At 60.4% G+C, this 15,165-nt stretch carries 20 protein-coding genes; 11 read left to right on the forward strand and 9 right to left on the reverse strand.

What is annotated here, in order from left to right; all coding sequences use genetic code 11:
• Position 1 precedes the first annotated feature (1 nt).
• The 5 genes from ACJ8OK_RS03115 to flgA form a co-directional block, all read right to left on the reverse strand.
• Complete coding sequence (locus ACJ8OK_RS03115; RefSeq protein ID WP_033632742.1) at positions 2 to 304, reverse strand: helix-turn-helix domain-containing protein; 303 nt, start codon at positions 302 to 304, stop codon at positions 2 to 4.
• Positions 301 to 672, reverse strand: a complete 372-nt coding sequence (locus ACJ8OK_RS03120) for a type II toxin-antitoxin system RelE/ParE family toxin (protein WP_048324006.1) — start codon at positions 670 to 672, stop codon at positions 301 to 303. The genes ACJ8OK_RS03115 and ACJ8OK_RS03120 overlap by 4 nt, the downstream gene beginning before the upstream one ends.
• Before the next feature lie 229 nt (positions 673 to 901).
• Entirely contained in the window at positions 902 to 1,336 is a 435-nt protein-coding gene (locus ACJ8OK_RS03125) for a flagella synthesis protein FlgN (RefSeq protein ID WP_004934835.1), read from the reverse strand.
• 39 nt (positions 1,337 to 1,375) lie between these two features.
• Complete coding sequence (flgM, locus tag ACJ8OK_RS03130; RefSeq protein ID WP_004934832.1) at positions 1,376 to 1,687, reverse strand: flagellar biosynthesis anti-sigma factor FlgM; 312 nt, start codon at positions 1,685 to 1,687, stop codon at positions 1,376 to 1,378.
• 129 nt (positions 1,688 to 1,816) lie between these two features.
• Positions 1,817 to 2,470 carry a flagellar basal body P-ring formation chaperone FlgA gene (flgA, locus tag ACJ8OK_RS03135; RefSeq protein WP_033633637.1) on the reverse strand — a complete coding sequence of 218 codons (654 nt, stop codon included), beginning with the start codon at positions 2,468 to 2,470 and terminating at the stop codon, positions 1,817 to 1,819.
• A gap of 160 nt (positions 2,471 to 2,630) precedes the next feature.
• On the opposite strand from flgA, the gene flgB reads away from it, so the two are divergent.
• From flgB to flgL, 11 genes are all read left to right on the forward strand, one after another.
• Complete coding sequence (gene flgB / locus ACJ8OK_RS03140) at positions 2,631 to 3,044, forward strand: flagellar basal body rod protein FlgB (protein ID WP_033632744.1); 414 nt, start codon at positions 2,631 to 2,633, stop codon at positions 3,042 to 3,044.
• A 5-nt stretch (positions 3,045 to 3,049) separates the two neighbouring features.
• Entirely contained in the window at positions 3,050 to 3,454 is a 405-nt protein-coding gene (gene flgC / locus ACJ8OK_RS03145; RefSeq protein ID WP_004934826.1) for a flagellar basal body rod protein FlgC, read from the forward strand.
• A 13-nt stretch (positions 3,455 to 3,467) separates the two neighbouring features.
• Positions 3,468 to 4,145 carry a flagellar hook assembly protein FlgD gene (gene flgD, locus ACJ8OK_RS03150; RefSeq protein ID WP_033632745.1) on the forward strand — a complete coding sequence of 226 codons (678 nt, stop codon included), beginning with the start codon at positions 3,468 to 3,470 and terminating at the stop codon, positions 4,143 to 4,145.
• 54 nt (positions 4,146 to 4,199) lie between these two features.
• The gene (gene flgE, locus ACJ8OK_RS03155) at positions 4,200 to 5,423 is read left to right on the forward strand and encodes a flagellar hook protein FlgE (protein ID WP_033632746.1); all 1,224 of its coding nucleotides are present in this window, start codon (positions 4,200 to 4,202) and stop codon (positions 5,421 to 5,423) included.
• Positions 5,424 to 5,435: 12 nt separating this feature from the next.
• Positions 5,436 to 6,191 carry a flagellar basal body rod protein FlgF gene (locus ACJ8OK_RS03160; RefSeq protein ID WP_033632747.1) on the forward strand — a complete coding sequence of 252 codons (756 nt, stop codon included), beginning with the start codon at positions 5,436 to 5,438 and terminating at the stop codon, positions 6,189 to 6,191.
• 18 nt (positions 6,192 to 6,209) lie between these two features.
• Positions 6,210 to 6,992 (forward strand): flagellar basal-body rod protein FlgG, encoded by a 783-nt coding sequence (flgG, locus tag ACJ8OK_RS03165; protein ID WP_004934819.1) that lies wholly within the window; start codon positions 6,210 to 6,212, stop codon positions 6,990 to 6,992.
• Positions 6,993 to 7,075: 83 nt separating this feature from the next.
• Positions 7,076 to 7,777 carry a flagellar basal body L-ring protein FlgH gene (flgH, locus tag ACJ8OK_RS03170; RefSeq protein ID WP_004934817.1) on the forward strand — a complete coding sequence of 234 codons (702 nt, stop codon included), beginning with the start codon at positions 7,076 to 7,078 and terminating at the stop codon, positions 7,775 to 7,777.
• Between the two features lie 10 nt (positions 7,778 to 7,787).
• The gene (locus ACJ8OK_RS03175) at positions 7,788 to 8,888 is read left to right on the forward strand and encodes a flagellar basal body P-ring protein FlgI (protein WP_004934816.1); all 1,101 of its coding nucleotides are present in this window, start codon (positions 7,788 to 7,790) and stop codon (positions 8,886 to 8,888) included.
• On the forward strand, positions 8,888 to 9,832 hold the full coding sequence (gene flgJ, locus ACJ8OK_RS03180; protein ID WP_060559817.1) for a flagellar assembly peptidoglycan hydrolase FlgJ: 945 nt from the start codon (positions 8,888 to 8,890) through the stop codon (positions 9,830 to 9,832). Before ACJ8OK_RS03175 ends, flgJ begins: the two co-directional genes overlap by 1 nt.
• Before the next feature lie 206 nt (positions 9,833 to 10,038).
• Positions 10,039 to 11,688, forward strand: a complete 1,650-nt coding sequence (gene flgK / locus ACJ8OK_RS03185; RefSeq protein WP_015378251.1) for a flagellar hook-associated protein FlgK — start codon at positions 10,039 to 10,041, stop codon at positions 11,686 to 11,688.
• A 59-nt stretch (positions 11,689 to 11,747) separates the two neighbouring features.
• Positions 11,748 to 12,707 (forward strand): flagellar hook-associated protein FlgL, encoded by a 960-nt coding sequence (gene flgL, locus ACJ8OK_RS03190; protein ID WP_060559816.1) that lies wholly within the window; start codon positions 11,748 to 11,750, stop codon positions 12,705 to 12,707.
• Between the two features lie 299 nt (positions 12,708 to 13,006).
• On the opposite strand, the gene ACJ8OK_RS03195 is transcribed toward flgL, so the two are convergent.
• The 4 genes from ACJ8OK_RS03195 to fliQ form a co-directional block, all read right to left on the reverse strand.
• Positions 13,007 to 13,273 (reverse strand): hypothetical protein, encoded by a 267-nt coding sequence (locus tag ACJ8OK_RS03195; protein WP_060559815.1) that lies wholly within the window; start codon positions 13,271 to 13,273, stop codon positions 13,007 to 13,009.
• A 339-nt stretch (positions 13,274 to 13,612) separates the two neighbouring features.
• Positions 13,613 to 13,747, reverse strand: a complete 135-nt coding sequence (sra, locus tag ACJ8OK_RS03200; protein ID WP_013813483.1) for a stationary-phase-induced ribosome-associated protein — start codon at positions 13,745 to 13,747, stop codon at positions 13,613 to 13,615.
• A gap of 354 nt (positions 13,748 to 14,101) precedes the next feature.
• A complete protein-coding gene (fliR, locus tag ACJ8OK_RS03205; protein ID WP_021504085.1) occupies positions 14,102 to 14,884 on the reverse strand; it encodes a flagellar biosynthetic protein FliR in 783 nt (260 codons plus the stop codon).
• Positions 14,885 to 14,886: 2 nt separating this feature from the next.
• Positions 14,887 to 15,156 carry a flagellar biosynthesis protein FliQ gene (gene fliQ, locus ACJ8OK_RS03210; RefSeq protein ID WP_004934803.1) on the reverse strand — a complete coding sequence of 90 codons (270 nt, stop codon included), beginning with the start codon at positions 15,154 to 15,156 and terminating at the stop codon, positions 14,887 to 14,889.
• Positions 15,157 to 15,165: the final 9 nt, after the last annotated feature.

The following is a 15,165-nucleotide window of genomic DNA, read 5'->3' on the forward strand; positions in this document are numbered from 1 at the left end:
ATCAGGCCAGAATTTGCAGGCCGTTGCGTTCCACCAGCGTCAGCAGTTTCATCGCGGCGGAGTTCGGTTGCGCTTCGCCGCGCTCCCATTTCTGCACCGCCTTTTTGCTGACGTTGAGATACAGCGCAAACACCGGCTGACTGACGTTTTCCCGTTCGCGCAACGCGCGGATCTCGGCCGGCCCGAACTGCTTCACCGGCCGCAGGCACAGCATGTCGAAAGTGCGCATGGTCACGTCGTCGACGAAACCGGCGCGGTGCAGGCCCTGAACTTCCTGGTGGATCGATTTCAGCATCTTGCTCATAGTTGTAACCTTATTAATTCCCCGCAGTTGACCAGCTGATACAGTCTGAATGGTGAATAATCCAGATACAGCGCCGCCAAATGCCGCCAGGAAATTAACTCCTCCTGATTGATGTTGTCTCTTTCGTTTTTGGCAAAGCCATACATGAAAAAAATCCTGCCTTCATCTGCCGTTGCGATTAATACCCGATACCCGCGCCGTTTCCCACTCCCCATCCGGGCGAGGCGTTTTTTGTAAACGCAACCACCGAGATTGGCGTCATACAGCTGATTTTGCATCTCTCGCGCCGCTTTCACTATCGTGGCATCACTGATGCGTTCATCGCCGGCAAATGTCTGGAAGGCTTTTGTGAGATAAATGTCGGTCATTCACTCTCCGTGTGAAAATATACCCTTAATGGGTACAGATCAAGATGTTTAACGACCGAGCTAAGATGACGAAACAGGCAGTGATAGGGAACAGGTAAATATCCGTTCTGCGCAGCCTCGCGCATAACGTTAAGGGAATTCAGGAGGTGATAGGGAGAAAATGCGACGGGATGCGCAGAAGCCGGTGAACGCATGCCCGGTGATAGGCTCACCGGGCAAATGAGTCAGGTCAAACGCCGATTTTTCTGCCGAGCAGGCTGCCGGCGTGCGACTGGCCGTCCGGGCCATACAGCGATTTGTTGTTTTTGCTGAGGATGGCCAGCGCCTGAGCGTTATGGTCGATCTGCTGATTGAGCAACAGGCCGTTGTGCTGGTTCTTTTCGCGCAGCGTTTGGCTCAGCAATTGAACGCGCTGCCAACGATCGGCCAGGGGCGCTTGGCTGGCATAGGGGGCGCGTTGTCCGCAGGTTTTTTCCTGCCCCAGGCGCTGTTGTTCGAGATAAGCGACCGTCGCCAGCAGTTGGCTTTTTGCATCGGTGACGCGCTGCAAGGCCACGCCCGGCAACTGGCCGGAGCACAGCAAGTCGTGCTCTTCCTCCAGCACGCCATTGAGCGCCTGCAGCGTTTCCAACAGTTTATCCAGCAGTTGTGCCAGCTTTTCCATAGTAATGACTTATCCTTTACCGCTACTCGCCGCGCGCTGTCAGTCGCGTCCGGCGATCCATTGAACATCGCTCTGCGCGTCTTGCAGCAGCGCATCGGCGATTTTGCCGGCGTCCATCTTCAGTTCACCGTTGCGGATCGCCTGTTTGATGGCCTCGACCCGACCCATATCGATATCCTGGGTGCCAGGCTGCATCAGGCGCGCCTGCGCCTCGCTCAGTTTGACCTGCGTGCCGCTGACGGCGGTTTCGGCCACGGCGGCCTTGCGCGGTTGGAGCGGGTTGTCGGCCGGGGTTTCACGCGGTTGCACAGTGGAAACCGGCTGTAACCGCTGGGTGCGATCGATACTCATGGTCCATCTCCGTTTACGCCGTGACCGCTCGCGGGCGACGACGCTGCAATGAAAGTGTTGCGGCCCTGGTGGCCAATAAAATGCTGCTTGATTTGTCTTATCGGCAAGGTTGGCGGAACCTTTACTTTTTTATAACGTAATGCGGATCGCGCCGTCGTCCCCGACCACGCCGCTGACGATCTGCCCGGAGGCCATGCGTACCCGCACGCTGTCTTCGGCGGCGGCGTTGTTCATCGCTTTACCTGCACCGCTGATGCTGAATCCTTCGCCCTGGGCGTTGACCTGCACCGGTTGCCCAGCCTTGATAATCCAGGCGCGGCGCAGCATGGCGAGGGTCAGCGGCTGACCGGGGCTGATGTTGCGCAGGCTGACGGCGCCTAGCGCTTTACCCGCTTCGGTCAGCGCGCGCGGCGGCAGGGTATCGAGCCGGCCTTCTTTCAACGCCAGATCCGCCGCCGTCAACCGGCTGCCGGCGCTGATGCCGCGCGCCGAAACGAGATAGCGGCCGAACACCTGCACCTGCGTCTGGATAAAACGCCTCTCCTGGCCACAGCGCGCCGAAATGCTGACGTTGCCGCCGATCCGCGCGTTGGGCGACAGCGACAGCTGCGGCAGTTCGCAAGCGGGCCATTGGTTCGGCGGCGTGCGCACCCGCACTTTTACCTGTACCGGTTCGCCGCTGAACTTGCCTTGGATGAAGCTTTCGATTTGCGTCGCCAGATCGTCGGCGCGCGCGTTCAGACTGCATAGCAGGCCGATAAGCAGCAGCATTTTACCTTTCATCGTCATCTTCTCAAGCTTCATCGGGATACGCGTAAGTGTACCCGCAGCGCGCGCAGGCTAAGCAGATAAATAGCGCCCCATTTTGCGTTTATTCCCGCGATAGGGTGGCGCAGGGGGCGTTTATGCTGTCGACTCCAAATTCTAACCTCGCGGAGGGAGCATGCTCGACAAACTGGACGCGGCTCTGCGCTTTGGCCAAGAGGCGCTGAACTTGCGCGCCCAGCGGCAGGAAATTCTGGCCGCCAACATCGCCAACGCAGACACGCCGGGTTATCAGGCGCGGGATATCGATTTCGCCAGCCAATTGAACAAAGTGCTGGAACAGGGGCGCGTCAGCGGCAACGGCATGGCGCTCAACCTGACGGCGGCGCGCCACATCCCGGCGCAGACCCTGCAGCCGCCGCAGCTCGATCTGTTGTACCGGGTGCCGGACCAGCCGTCGATGGACGGTAACACGGTGGACATGGATCGCGAACGCACCAATTTTGCCGATAACAGCCTGAAATATCAGACCGACCTGACGCTGCTCAACGGTCAGATCAAAGGGATGATGTCCGTGCTGCAACAAGGATAAGGCGCATGTCTTTACTGAATATTTTTGATATCTCCGGCTCGGCGTTATCGGCGCAATCCCAGCGCATGAACGTCAGCGCCAGCAACATGGCCAACGCCGACAGCGTGACCGGCCCGGACGGCGAACCTTACCGCGCCAAGCAGGTGGTGTTCCAGGTCGCGGCGGCGCCGGGGCAACCGACCGGCGGCGTGCGCGTCGCCCAGGTGGTGGACGATCCGGCGCCCGAGCGCCTGGTGTATCAGCCGGGCAACCCGCTGGCGGACGCCAAGGGGTATGTGCGCATGCCGAACGTCGACGTGGTGGGGGAAATGGTCAACACCATCTCTGCTTCCCGCAGCTACCAGGCCAACGTCGAGGTGCTCAACACCACCAAGTCGATGATGATGAAGACCCTGACGCTGGGTCAATAACCGGAGATATTCCATGTCAGTCTCCCCGACGACCAAGCCGTCGCTGGACGATACCGTCCTCGGCGCCAATGGCAAAAATACCAACAGCCAGGATCTGCACAACAGCTTCCTGACGCTGCTGGTCGCGCAGTTGAAAAACCAGGATCCGACCAATCCGATGCAGAACAACGAGCTGACGTCGCAGCTGGCGCAGATCAACACCGTTCAGGGTATCGAAAAGCTTAACACCACGCTGGGGTCGATCTCCGGCCAGATCAACAGCAACCAGTCGCTGCAGGCCACCGCGCTGATCGGTCACGGCGTGATGGTGCCGGGCAACAACATTCTGGTCGGCAGCAAGGACGGCAAGGTCAGCACCACGCCGTTCGGCGTGGAACTGGAGCGCGCCGCCGATCAGGTGACCGCCACCATCACCAACGCCAGCGGGCAGGTGGTGCGCACCATTGAAATTGGCGGCCTGACCGCCGGCGTGCACGCCTTCACCTGGGACGGCTCGCTGGATGACGGCTCCACCGCGCCCGACGGCGCCTACAAAGTGGCGATTAACGCCAAAGGCAACGGCGAGCAGCTGGTGGCGCGCAGCCTGCACTTCGGGCTGGTGAACGGCGTGATCCGCGACGGCAACGGCGCCAAGCTGGATCTCGGCCTGGCGGGCAACGCCACCCTGGAAGACGTGCGACAGATCTTATAACCCTAAGCATCAGGCTCAATCGGACGATAGCCTGACCACTATTCGGAGAATAACATGGCCTTTTCTCAGGCAGTCAGCGGCTTGAACGCGGCAGCAACCAACCTGGACGTGATCGGTAACAACATCGCCAACTCCGCGACCGCGGGCTTCAAATCCGGCAGCGTCTCCTTTGCCGACATGTTCGCCGGTTCGCAGGTCGGGCTGGGCGTCAAAGTGTCCGGCATCACCCAAAACTTCAAGGGCGGCACCACCACCGGCACCAGCCGCGCGCTGGATGTGGCCATCAACGGCAACGGTTTTTTCCGCATGCAGGATAAAGACGGCGGCATCTTCTATACCCGCAACGGCCAGTTCAAACTGGACGAGAACCGCAACCTGACCAACATGCAGGGCCTGCAGCTGACCGGCTACCCGGCGGCCGGTTCCCCGCCGACCATCCAGCAGGGCGCCAACCCGGTGCCGCTGAGTATTCCTGAAGGCATGATGAACGCCAAGGCGTCCACCTCCGGCGAGATGGTGGCCAACCTGAAGTCCACCCATAAAGTGCCGGAGAACAAGACCTTCGATCCGACCAAACAGGACAGCTACAACTACGTCAACACCATCACCGCCTACGACTCGCTGGGCAACGCGCACAACATCAACGCCTACTTCGTGAAGACAGCGGACAACAAGTGGCAGGTCTATACCCAGGACGGCAGCGCGGCGCCGGTTGATGCCGGCACCATGGAGTTCAGTACCAGCGGCAATCTGGTGAAAACCACCAGCACCAACGGCGCGCCAGGCGAGTTCAGCATGGTGATCCCGATGGCCGCCAAAGACGGCGCGCCGGCGCAAAACTTCACCCTGAGCTTCGCCGGCAGCATGCAGCAGAACGTAGGCAGCGACTCGGTGAGCAAGGTGGCGCAGGACGGCTATGCCGCCGGTGAATACACCAACTTCCAAATTAACAACGACGGCACCGTTGTTGGGATCTACTCCAACCAGCAGACTCAGGTGCTGGGCCAGATCGTCATGGCCAACTTCTCCAACCCGGAAGGGCTGGCGTCGCAGGGCGATAACGTTTGGCAGGAAACCGGCGCGTCCGGCCAGCCACGCGTTGGTCTGTCGGGCGGCGGCGGCTTCGGCAAGCTGACCAGCGGCGCGCTGGAGTCATCCAACGTCGATCTGAGCCAGGAGCTGGTGAACATGATCGTCGCACAGCGTAACTACCAGTCCAACGCCCAGACCATCAAGACGCAGGACTCCATCCTGCAGACGCTGGTTAGCCTGCGCTAATAGGGCCGAGTTATGGATCACGCGATTTATACCGCGATGGGCGCGGCGCGCCAAACGCTGGAACAGCAATCCATTACCGCCAACAACCTGGCCAATGCGTCGACGCCGGGCTTTCGCGCCCAGCTTGCCGCGTTGCGCGCGGTGCCGGTCGACGGTCCGAGCCTGGCGACACGCACCTTGGTGACTGCCTCGACGCCGGGCGCCGACATGAGCCAGGGCGCGCTGAACTACACGGCGCGCCCGCTGGACGTGGCGCTGCAGCAGGATGGTTTTTTGGCGGTGAGCCTGCCGGGCGGCGGTGAAGCTTACACCCGCAACGGCAACATTCAGATTTCCTCCACCGGGCAGTTGACGGTGCAGGGGATGCCGCTGATGGGCGACGGCGGGCCGATCGAGGTGCCGCCGTCGGCGGAGATCACCATCGCGGCCGACGGCACCATTTCGGCGCTTAACGCCGGCGATCCGCCGAACACCATCGCGCAGATTGGCCGCCTGAAGCTGGTGAAGGCCGATGCGCGCGAAGTGATGCGCGGTGACGACGGGCTATTCCGCCTGACGCCGGAAACCCAACAGCAGCGCGGCAATCAGTTGCAAAACGATCCGCAGGTGCGAGTGATGCCGGGCGTGCTGGAGGGCAGCAACGTCAAACCGATGGAGACCATGGTCGACATGATCGCCAACGCCCGCCGTTTTGAAATGCAAATGAAGGTCATCCACAGCGTGGATGAAAACGAACAGCGTGCCAACTCACTGCTCTCAGTGAGCTAAGCAGCAAGGAAATAACCGATGATTCCATCCTTATGGATTGCCAAAACCGGTCTGGACGCGCAGCAGACCAACATGGACGTGATCGCCAACAACCTGGCGAACGTCAGCACCAACGGCTTCAAGCGTCAGCGTGCGGTATTTGAAGATCTGCTGTACCAGACCATGCGTCAGCCGGGCGCGCAGTCTTCCGAGCAGACTACGCTGCCTTCCGGTCTGCAGATCGGCACCGGCGTGCGTCCGGTGGCGACCGAGCGCCTGCACAGCCAGGGCAACCTGTCGCAGACCAACAACAGCAAAGACGTCGCCATCAAGGGGCAGGGTTTCTTCCAGGTGATGCTGCCGGACGGCACCCAGGCCTACACCCGCGACGGGTCGTTCCAGATCGATCAGAACGGCCAGCTGGTCACCTCCAGCGGTTTCCAGGTGCAGCCGGCGATCACCATTCCGGCGAACGCGCTGTCCATCACCGTCGGCCGCGACGGCATCGTCAGCGTCACCCAGCAGGGGCAGACCGCCGCTCAGCAGGTGGGCCAACTGACGCTGACGACCTTTGTCAACGACAGCGGTCTGGAGAGCGTGGGCGAGAATCTGTATCAGGAAACCGAAAGCTCGGGCGCGCCGAACGAGAGCACGCCGGGGCTGAACGGCGCCGGTCTGCTGTATCAGGGCTACGTGGAAACCTCCAACGTTAACGTGGCGGAAGAGCTGGTCAACATGATCCAGACTCAGCGCGCTTACGAGATCAACAGCAAAGCGGTATCGACTTCCGATCAGATGCTGCAAAAGCTGACGCAACTGTAATCTGTCATTGACGGGCCCGGCTTGCCGCGCCCGTCATTCTCTTTCGTGAAACAAAGGCGATACCCGTGGTAACCACATATTCGATGGCAATCCTGCCGCGGCAGGGACAACGCTGGCTGGCGGGAATGGTGATGCTGACGCTGAGCGGCTGCGCTTATATCCCGCACAAACCGCTGGTGGACGGCGCGACCACGGCGCAGCCCGCGCCGGCCAGCGCGCCGATGCCGAACGGCTCAATCTTCCAGACGGTGCAGCCGATGAACTACGGCTATCAGCCGCTGTTCGAAGACCGCCGTCCGCGCAACGTCGGCGACACCCTGACCATCGTGCTGCAGGAAAACGTCAGCGCCAGCAAGAGCTCCTCCGCCAACGCCAGCCGCAACGGCGCCAGCAAGTTCGGCGTCGCCACCTCGCCGCGTTACCTCGACGGCCTGTTGGGCAATGCGCGCGCCGATATGGACATTTCCGGCGACAGCACCTTCGGCGGCAAGGGCGGCGCCAACGCCAACAACACCTTCAACGGCACCATTACGGTGACGGTCAACCAGGTACTGGCCAACGGCAACCTGCACGTGGTGGGGGAAAAGCAGATCGCCATCAACCAGGGCACCGAATTTATCCGCTTCTCCGGCGTCGTCAACCCGCGCACCATCAGCGGCAACAACTCGGTGACCTCGACGCAGGTGGCGGACGCGCGTATCGAATACGTCGGCAATGGCTATATCAACGAAGCGCAGACCATGGGCTGGCTGCAGCGCTTCTTCTTAAATGTTTCACCGTTCTAAGGATTGACTGATGCTGAAAAAATGGTTTATCGCGCTGTGCGTCGGGCTGGTGTGCTTGCCGGCGGCGGCGGAGCGCATCCGCGATCTGGTGACGGTGCAGGGCGTGCGAGACAACGCCCTGATCGGCTACGGCCTGGTGGTGGGGTTGGACGGCTCCGGCGACCAGACCATGCAGACGCCGTTCACCACCCAAAGCCTGAGCAACATGCTGTCGCAGCTGGGCATCACCGTGCCGCCGGGCACCAACATGCAGCTGAAAAACGTGGCGGCGGTGATGGTGACCGCCAAACTGCCGCCGTTCTCGCGCGCCGGGCAGAATATCGACGTGGTGGTTTCTTCGATGGGCAACGCCAAGAGCCTGCGTGGCGGCACCCTGCTGATGACGCCGCTCAAAGGCGTGGATAACCAGGTTTATGCGCTGGCGCAGGGCAACGTGCTGGTGGGCGGCGCGGGCGCGGCGGCCGGCGGCAGCAGCGTGCAGGTCAACCAGTTGGCGGGCGGGCGCATCAGCAACGGCGCCACCATCGAACGCGAGCTGCCGACCACCTTCGGCAGCGGCGGGGTGCTTAACCTGCAGCTGAACGACGAAGATTTCACGCTGGCGCAGCAGATCAGCGACGCCATCAACCGCCAACGCGGCGGCGGCACCGCGACGCCGCTCGACGCCCGCACCATTCAGGTGCTGGTGCCGCAGGGCAACAGCTCTCAGGTGCGCTTCCTGGCGGAGATTCAAAACATCACCGTCAACGTCGGCGCGATGGACGCCAAGGTGATCATCAACTCGCGCACCGGGTCGGTGGTGATGAACCGCGATGTGATCCTCGATTCCTGCGCCGTCGCCCAGGGCAACCTGTCGGTGGTGGTCGATCGGCAGAACACCGTCAGCCAACCGACGACGCCGTTCGGCGGCGGCCAGACGGTGGTGACGCCTAACACCCAGATCTCGGTGCAACAGCAGGGCGGATCGCTGCAGAAGGTGAATGCCAGCGCCAACCTGAACAATGTGATCCGCGCGCTGAACGCGCTGGGTGCCACGCCGATCGATCTGATGTCGATCCTGCAGGCGATGCAGAGCGCCGGCTGCCTGCGCGCCAAGCTGGAAATCATCTGATGGCCGGCGATCTGATGGCGATGTCGGGCGCGGCCTATGACGCCCAGGCGCTGAACGGCCTGAAGCGCGACGCGGCGGCCGACCCGCAGGGCAACCTCAAGCAGGTGGCCCAGCAGGTGGAAAGCATGTTCGTGCAGATGATGCTGAAAAGCATGCGTTCCGCCTTGCCGCAGGACGGGGTGTTGAGCAGCGATCAAACGCGGCTCTATACCTCGATGTACGATCAGCAAATCGCCCAGCAGATGTCGCAAAAAGGGCTGGGGCTGGCCGACATGATGGTCAAGCAGATGAGCAACGCCAACGCGGTGCCGAGTGAAACCGCGGGCCTGTCGCCGATGGCGCTGGACAACGAGGTGCTGCAAACGCTGCCGAACCAGGCGCTGGAGCAGATGGTGCGCCGCGCGATGCCGAAAGCGCCGCCGGCCGCCGCGCCGCTGTCGCTCAACAACGGCAACTTCGTCGCCCGCCTGTCGATACCGGCGAAGGTCGCCAGCCAGCAGAGCGGCATTCCGCATCAGCTGATCGTCGCGCAGGCGGCGCTGGAGTCCGGCTGGGGGCAGCGCGAGATCCCGACCTCAGACGGCACGCCGAGCTACAACCTGTTCGGCATCAAGGCCGGCGGCAGCTGGAACGGGCCGGTGACGGAGATCACCACCACCGAGTTCGAACAGGGCGCGGCGAAGAAGGTGAAGGCGAAGTTCCGCGTCTACGGCTCGTACGTCGAAGCGATCGCCGATTACGTCAAACTGCTGACCAACAACCCGCGCTACGCCGACGTGGCCGCCGCGCGCAGCCCGGAACAGGCGGCGCATGCGCTGCAGCGCGCCGGCTATGCCACCGATCCCCAGTACGCCAGCAAGTTGGTCAGCGTGATTCAGCAGATGAAGAGCGCGGGGGAGCAGGCGGTGAAAGCTTACACCCACGATCTGAAAGACTTGTTCTAAATCCCCGTCATTCTTGACGCCGCAGCGGCGCCAATTATTTAGGGGATAGGCGGCAATGGAGGCTGGCTGGATGCTGACCACATTGCCGCTTTTTTTCCTCAAGTTCTTCTCATTTTTGCCGATAACCGAAACAGGCTGAGCGAACAGGCTCAGCAGCTCAATTAAGAACCCTGTGGGCCGCCGGCGCCGCAGCATAAGGAATTCCGATGTCCAATAGCTTAATCAATACCGCGATGAGCGGGCTGAATGCGGCTCAGGTGGCGCTCAGTACCGTCAGCAACAACATCTCCAACTACAACGTGGCGGGCTACAACCGCCAGACCGCGATCCTGGCGCAGAACGGCGGCATGGCCACCATGAGCGGCTTTATCGGCAACGGCGTGACCGTCACCAGCGTCAACCGCGAGTACAACCAGTTCATCACCAACCAGCTGCGCGGCGCACAAAGCGCGTTCGGGGCGCAAAATGCCTATTACGAGAAGATTTCACAGATCGACAACCTGTTGGCGAGCAAGACCAACCCGCTGTCGACCAACATGCAGGACTTCTTCACCAACCTGCAGAACCTGGTGAGCAACGCCGGTGACGACGCCGCGCGCCAGACGGTGCTGGGCAAGGCCAACGGCCTGGTGAACCAGTTCAACAACACCGATAAATTCCTGCGCGACATGGATAACGGCGTTAATCAACAGATCAGCGATACGGCGCAGCAGATCAACAGCTACGGCCAACAGATCGCCAAGCTGAACGACGAGATCACCCGTTTGCGCGGCAGCGCCGCCGGCGAGCCGAATGCGTTGCTGGATCAGCGCGATCAACTGGTCACCGAATTGAATCAGCTGGTGGGCGTACAGGTCACGCAACAGGACGGCGACGCCTATACCGTCTCCTTCGCCAACGGCTTGACCCTGGTGCAGGGCAGCAACACCTATCAGGTGGAAGCCGTGCCTTCCAGCAGCGATCCTTCCCGTCTGACCATCGGCTATAACCGCGGCAACGGCGCCAGCGAAGTGCCGGAAGGCCAGATCACCAGCGGCACGCTGAGCGGTGTGCTGAAATTCCGCAGCGAAACGCTGGACGGCGTGCGCAATCAACTGGGCCAGTTGGCGCTGGCGATGGCGGACAGCTTTAACCAGCAGCATCGCGCCGGCTTCGATCTGAACGGCGATGCGGGCGGCGACTTCTTCAGCTTCAGCGGCGGCCGGGTGGTGGATAACACCCGCAACACCGGCGACGCGTCGCTGTCGGTCTCTTACACCGATACCGGCAAGGTGAAGGCCAACGATTATCGCGTCGAGTTCGACGGCAGCAGCTGGCAGGTGAGCCGCCTGCCGGACAACGTGAAAGTCAACGCGACGCCGGGCACCAGCGCCGACGGCAAGCCGACGCTGAACTTCGACGGGTTGGAAGTGAGCATCGACGGCAATGCGCAGGCCAAAGACAGCTTCACCGTGAAGCCGGTCAGCGACGTGGCGGGCAATCTGAAAGTGGCCATCACCGATTCGTCCAAGATCGCCGCCGCCGGTAAAGACGACAGCGGCCGCGGCGATAACGAAAACGCCAAGAAGCTGCTGGATCTGCAAACCAAAAACCTGGTGGACGGCAAGGCGACCCTGAGCGGCGCTTACGCCGGCATCGTCAGCGGCGTCGGCAACCAGACCGCTGCCGCCAAGGCTATCGCCACCTCGCAGGCCAAGATCGTCACGCAGCTGGGCGCGCAACAGCAGTCGATGTCCGGCGTCAACCTTGACGAAGAGTATGGCGAGCTGCTGCGTTTCCAGCAGTACTACATGGCCAACGCGCAGGTGATTCAGACCGCCAGCTCGCTGTTCGACGCGCTGCTGAATATTCGTTGATTTCATTGTTAATCGGCGCCGATAACGGCGCCGGTCGCTCAGAGTAAGGAACCCACAGCATGCGCATGAGCACCAGCATGATGTACCAACAGAACATGAACGGCATCACAGGCAACCAGTCGCTGTTCATGAAGGCGGCCGAGCAGCTTTCCTCGGGCAAGCGGGTGATCAACCCGTCCGACGATCCGCTGGCGGCGTCGCGCGCGGTGATGTTGTCGCAATCGCAGGCGGAAAACAGCCAGTACACGCTGGCGCGCACCTTCGCTCGTCAGAACGTGTCGATGGAAGAAACGGTCTTGGCCGGAGCGACCTCCACCATCGCGGACATGAAGGCGCTGATCGTCAACGCCGGCGGCACCGAAAGCGATAACGACCGCCAGTCGTTGGCCACCCAGCTGCAGGGGCTGAAAGATCAGCTGCTGAACCAGGCCAACAGCACCGATGGCAACGGTCGCTATATGTTCGGCGGATACGTGAACGACAAGGCGCCGTTTGTCGACAACGGCGGCACCGTCAGCTATCAGGGGGGCGACAAGACGGTAGAGCAGAAAGTGGACGCCAACCGCACCATGACCATCGGCCATACCGGCAACGCGGTGTTCATGTCGTTGACCAGCAACCCGAAGCCAGAGCCGGACGGCAGCGCGCCGGTCAGCAACATTTTCGAGAGCATCGACATCGCGTTGAATGCGCTGAAAATCCCGCTGCAGGGCGCCGACGAGGCCACCAAGCAGCAGGTGAACGATGCGCTGGCGAAAGCCAACCGCGGCCTGGACAACTCCTACAACAACGTGCTGAGCGTGCGCGCCGAGCTGGGCAGCCAGCTGCAGGAGATGGATCAACTGGACAGCATCGGCAAAGAGCGTGACATGACCAACCAGATCCAGATGAGCGCGCTGACGGATGCCGACCTGGCCGAGTCTATCTCGTCTTATTTCATGCAGCAGGCGGCGCTGCAGGCGTCGTATAAAACCTTTAGCGATATGCAGGGCATGTCGTTGTTCCAGATGAATCGTTAAGAGCAATACCCCGTTGCCTGACCGCGACGGGTTTCCCTTTAGTGCGCTTAGAAAATGCCCTCTCCGCCCCGCGGGGAGGGAGGCTTCTTGAAACCGGGCGCACTCGTTTGGCGCGTCGTTCGTTCTCCCACTACTGACTGAGCGACGCGCCTTTTTTTGTCTGCGTGTTCCCATTCACCTTAAGCCTTAGCGGAAAGGCACGCCGCGATCCCTATCGCCGCCGTTATTGCCGTCGCCGGCGCCGCCCATCCGTTGCATTTCTTCTCTGGTCAGTTCTCTCAGCATAGGTCGATCTCCTGTTAACGCGACTTGGCGTTATTTTTAGGGACGTTGTTTTCGATTTGAGGCTTGCGGCTCTCATTGAACAGCCACCGTATTGGCGTATAGACGCACTCGGCCAACTTCAATGAGCCAAATAAGGTAAACGGGATGATGACAAAACTATCGACGCCAGGCGGCAGAGCAAATAAACCCCAGGAAAAACCCAGTGTGTTTAAAATAGTGCTCATGATCAAAAGGGCGATGCCGCTGATGAATAAATCACTCAGCTGAAACTTTATCTTCATATTTACACCGTTTATATTTTAGTGAGGCTTACCGCGTACTGGTAGCAAGGTTGTTTTCAATATAACGCTGGGGGAATAAGGTGGGAAATCGATTTTTCTTGTCAGTGAATAAATAAGGGGTGTGAGTAAATTAAATCATTAATACATTATTTTTAAATTTAACGCAGCAGCCAGGGTGATGTGGCGCGTTATTCCCTTCCTAAGAATAAAGTACACCGGCACGGTTTGCCGGCGAGTGATGAGTGTGGGTCCCGGGCTGCCGATGCGGCGCCGCGTCGAATGACGTTGCAGAAGCCGGATAGGGGCGCAACCCGGAATTTTGCTACAGGTCTTGCGTGATTATTTCTTTTTCTTCACCACTTTCCATTTTCCGCCATCGCTGGTCTCGGTGAAGGAAACTCTAAACTTGTTGCTTTTCCAGTGGGTCAAACCGAATAACCGGCGTGCTTTGCGGTTGCTTTTCGCTTTAATCATGATGTCGCTCCTATGGTTAGCAAAGATCGATGCTGCTCCCTGCAGCCGGCGGGCGCCGGACGCATTTATTTAAGATGCAAGGAATCTGCCGCGCATTTAACTCTGCGTGGCTGCGTTATTTTATTTTTCTCTAATCAATGGTTGTATATTATCGCTGCGGAGACTCACGCGCTGTGGCGATATTTTTGTTACCGGGTCTATTCTAGGTCGGGGTTTTATTTATTCAAGCCGCCGGAGACATTTGAACCTTAATCCGGATAAAAGCCGTTTCTCAGGCTTTTGTCCCAAGAAAACGTTTTTATTGCCATTTTGTCTCAGGCGGAAGAGGGGGGAAGGAAGGGGCCGCACAGGGGATCAGAAGGTCATGCCGCCGATCACCGCCGCCAATCGATCGAACACTTCGCCGAACAGGTGTTCGCAGAACGGCGCCAGCATCGGCATCATCATGCCCAGCGTCATGATGCCGAAGGTCATGGTGACCGGGAAGCCGATCACGAACACCGACAGCTGCGGCGTCATGCGGTTGAGCAGGCCGAGCGCCATGTTGAGCGTCAACAGCAGGCAGATCAGCGGCAGCGCCAGCATCATGCCGTTGATGAAGATCAGCGAGCCGACCTGAGTCAGCACCAGGAAACCGTTGCCGTTCAGCGGCTGCGTTTGGACAGGCAGGGTGTGGAAGCTGTCCGCCAGCAGCGAAATCAGCCACAGATGGCCGTCGAAGCTGAGGAACAGCAACATCGCCAGCAGGTTGAGCAGGCGCGCCAGCACCGGCATGTTCGGGCCGCCGCTGGGATCGAAGAAGGTGGCGAACGACAGGCCCATCTGCATGCCGATCACTTCGCCCGCCAGGCGCACCGCCGCGAAGGCGAACTGCATGGTTAACCCCAGCGCCACGCCGATCAGAATCTGCTGAATCGCCAGCCACAGGCCGGCGGCGGAGAAGATGGGGATATTGCTGGCGGGCAGCGTCGGCGCAATCAGGATGACGATCAGCCCGCCAAGGCCGATTTTGACCTTTTTGCTGATTTGCTTTTCGCTGAATATCGGCGCGGTGCTGATCAGCGCCAGAATGCGCAGCAGCGGCCAAAAATAGTGGCTGAGCCAGACGGTGAGTTGGGCGCTGTCGAAAGTGAGCACGGTCAGCCGATCAGGGTAGGCAGATTGCTGAACAGGGTGCGCATGTAGTCCAGCAACAGGTTCAGCATCCAGGGGCCGGCGATGATGATGGTGGCCACCACCGCCAGAATTTTGGGGATGAACGACAGCGTCATTTCGTTGATCTGGGTGGCGGCCTGCAGCAGGCTGACCACCAGGCCGCTGATGAGCGCCGCCAGCAGCAGCGGGGCGGCCAGCGCCAGCGCCACTTTCATCGCCTCGGTGCCGAGCGCCATAACCGATTCAGGTGTCATCTCGCTTTC

The organism is Serratia sp. CY71090 (assembly GCF_052166845.1).
Classification (GTDB): domain Bacteria; phylum Pseudomonadota; class Gammaproteobacteria; order Enterobacterales; family Enterobacteriaceae; genus Serratia; species Serratia nematodiphila.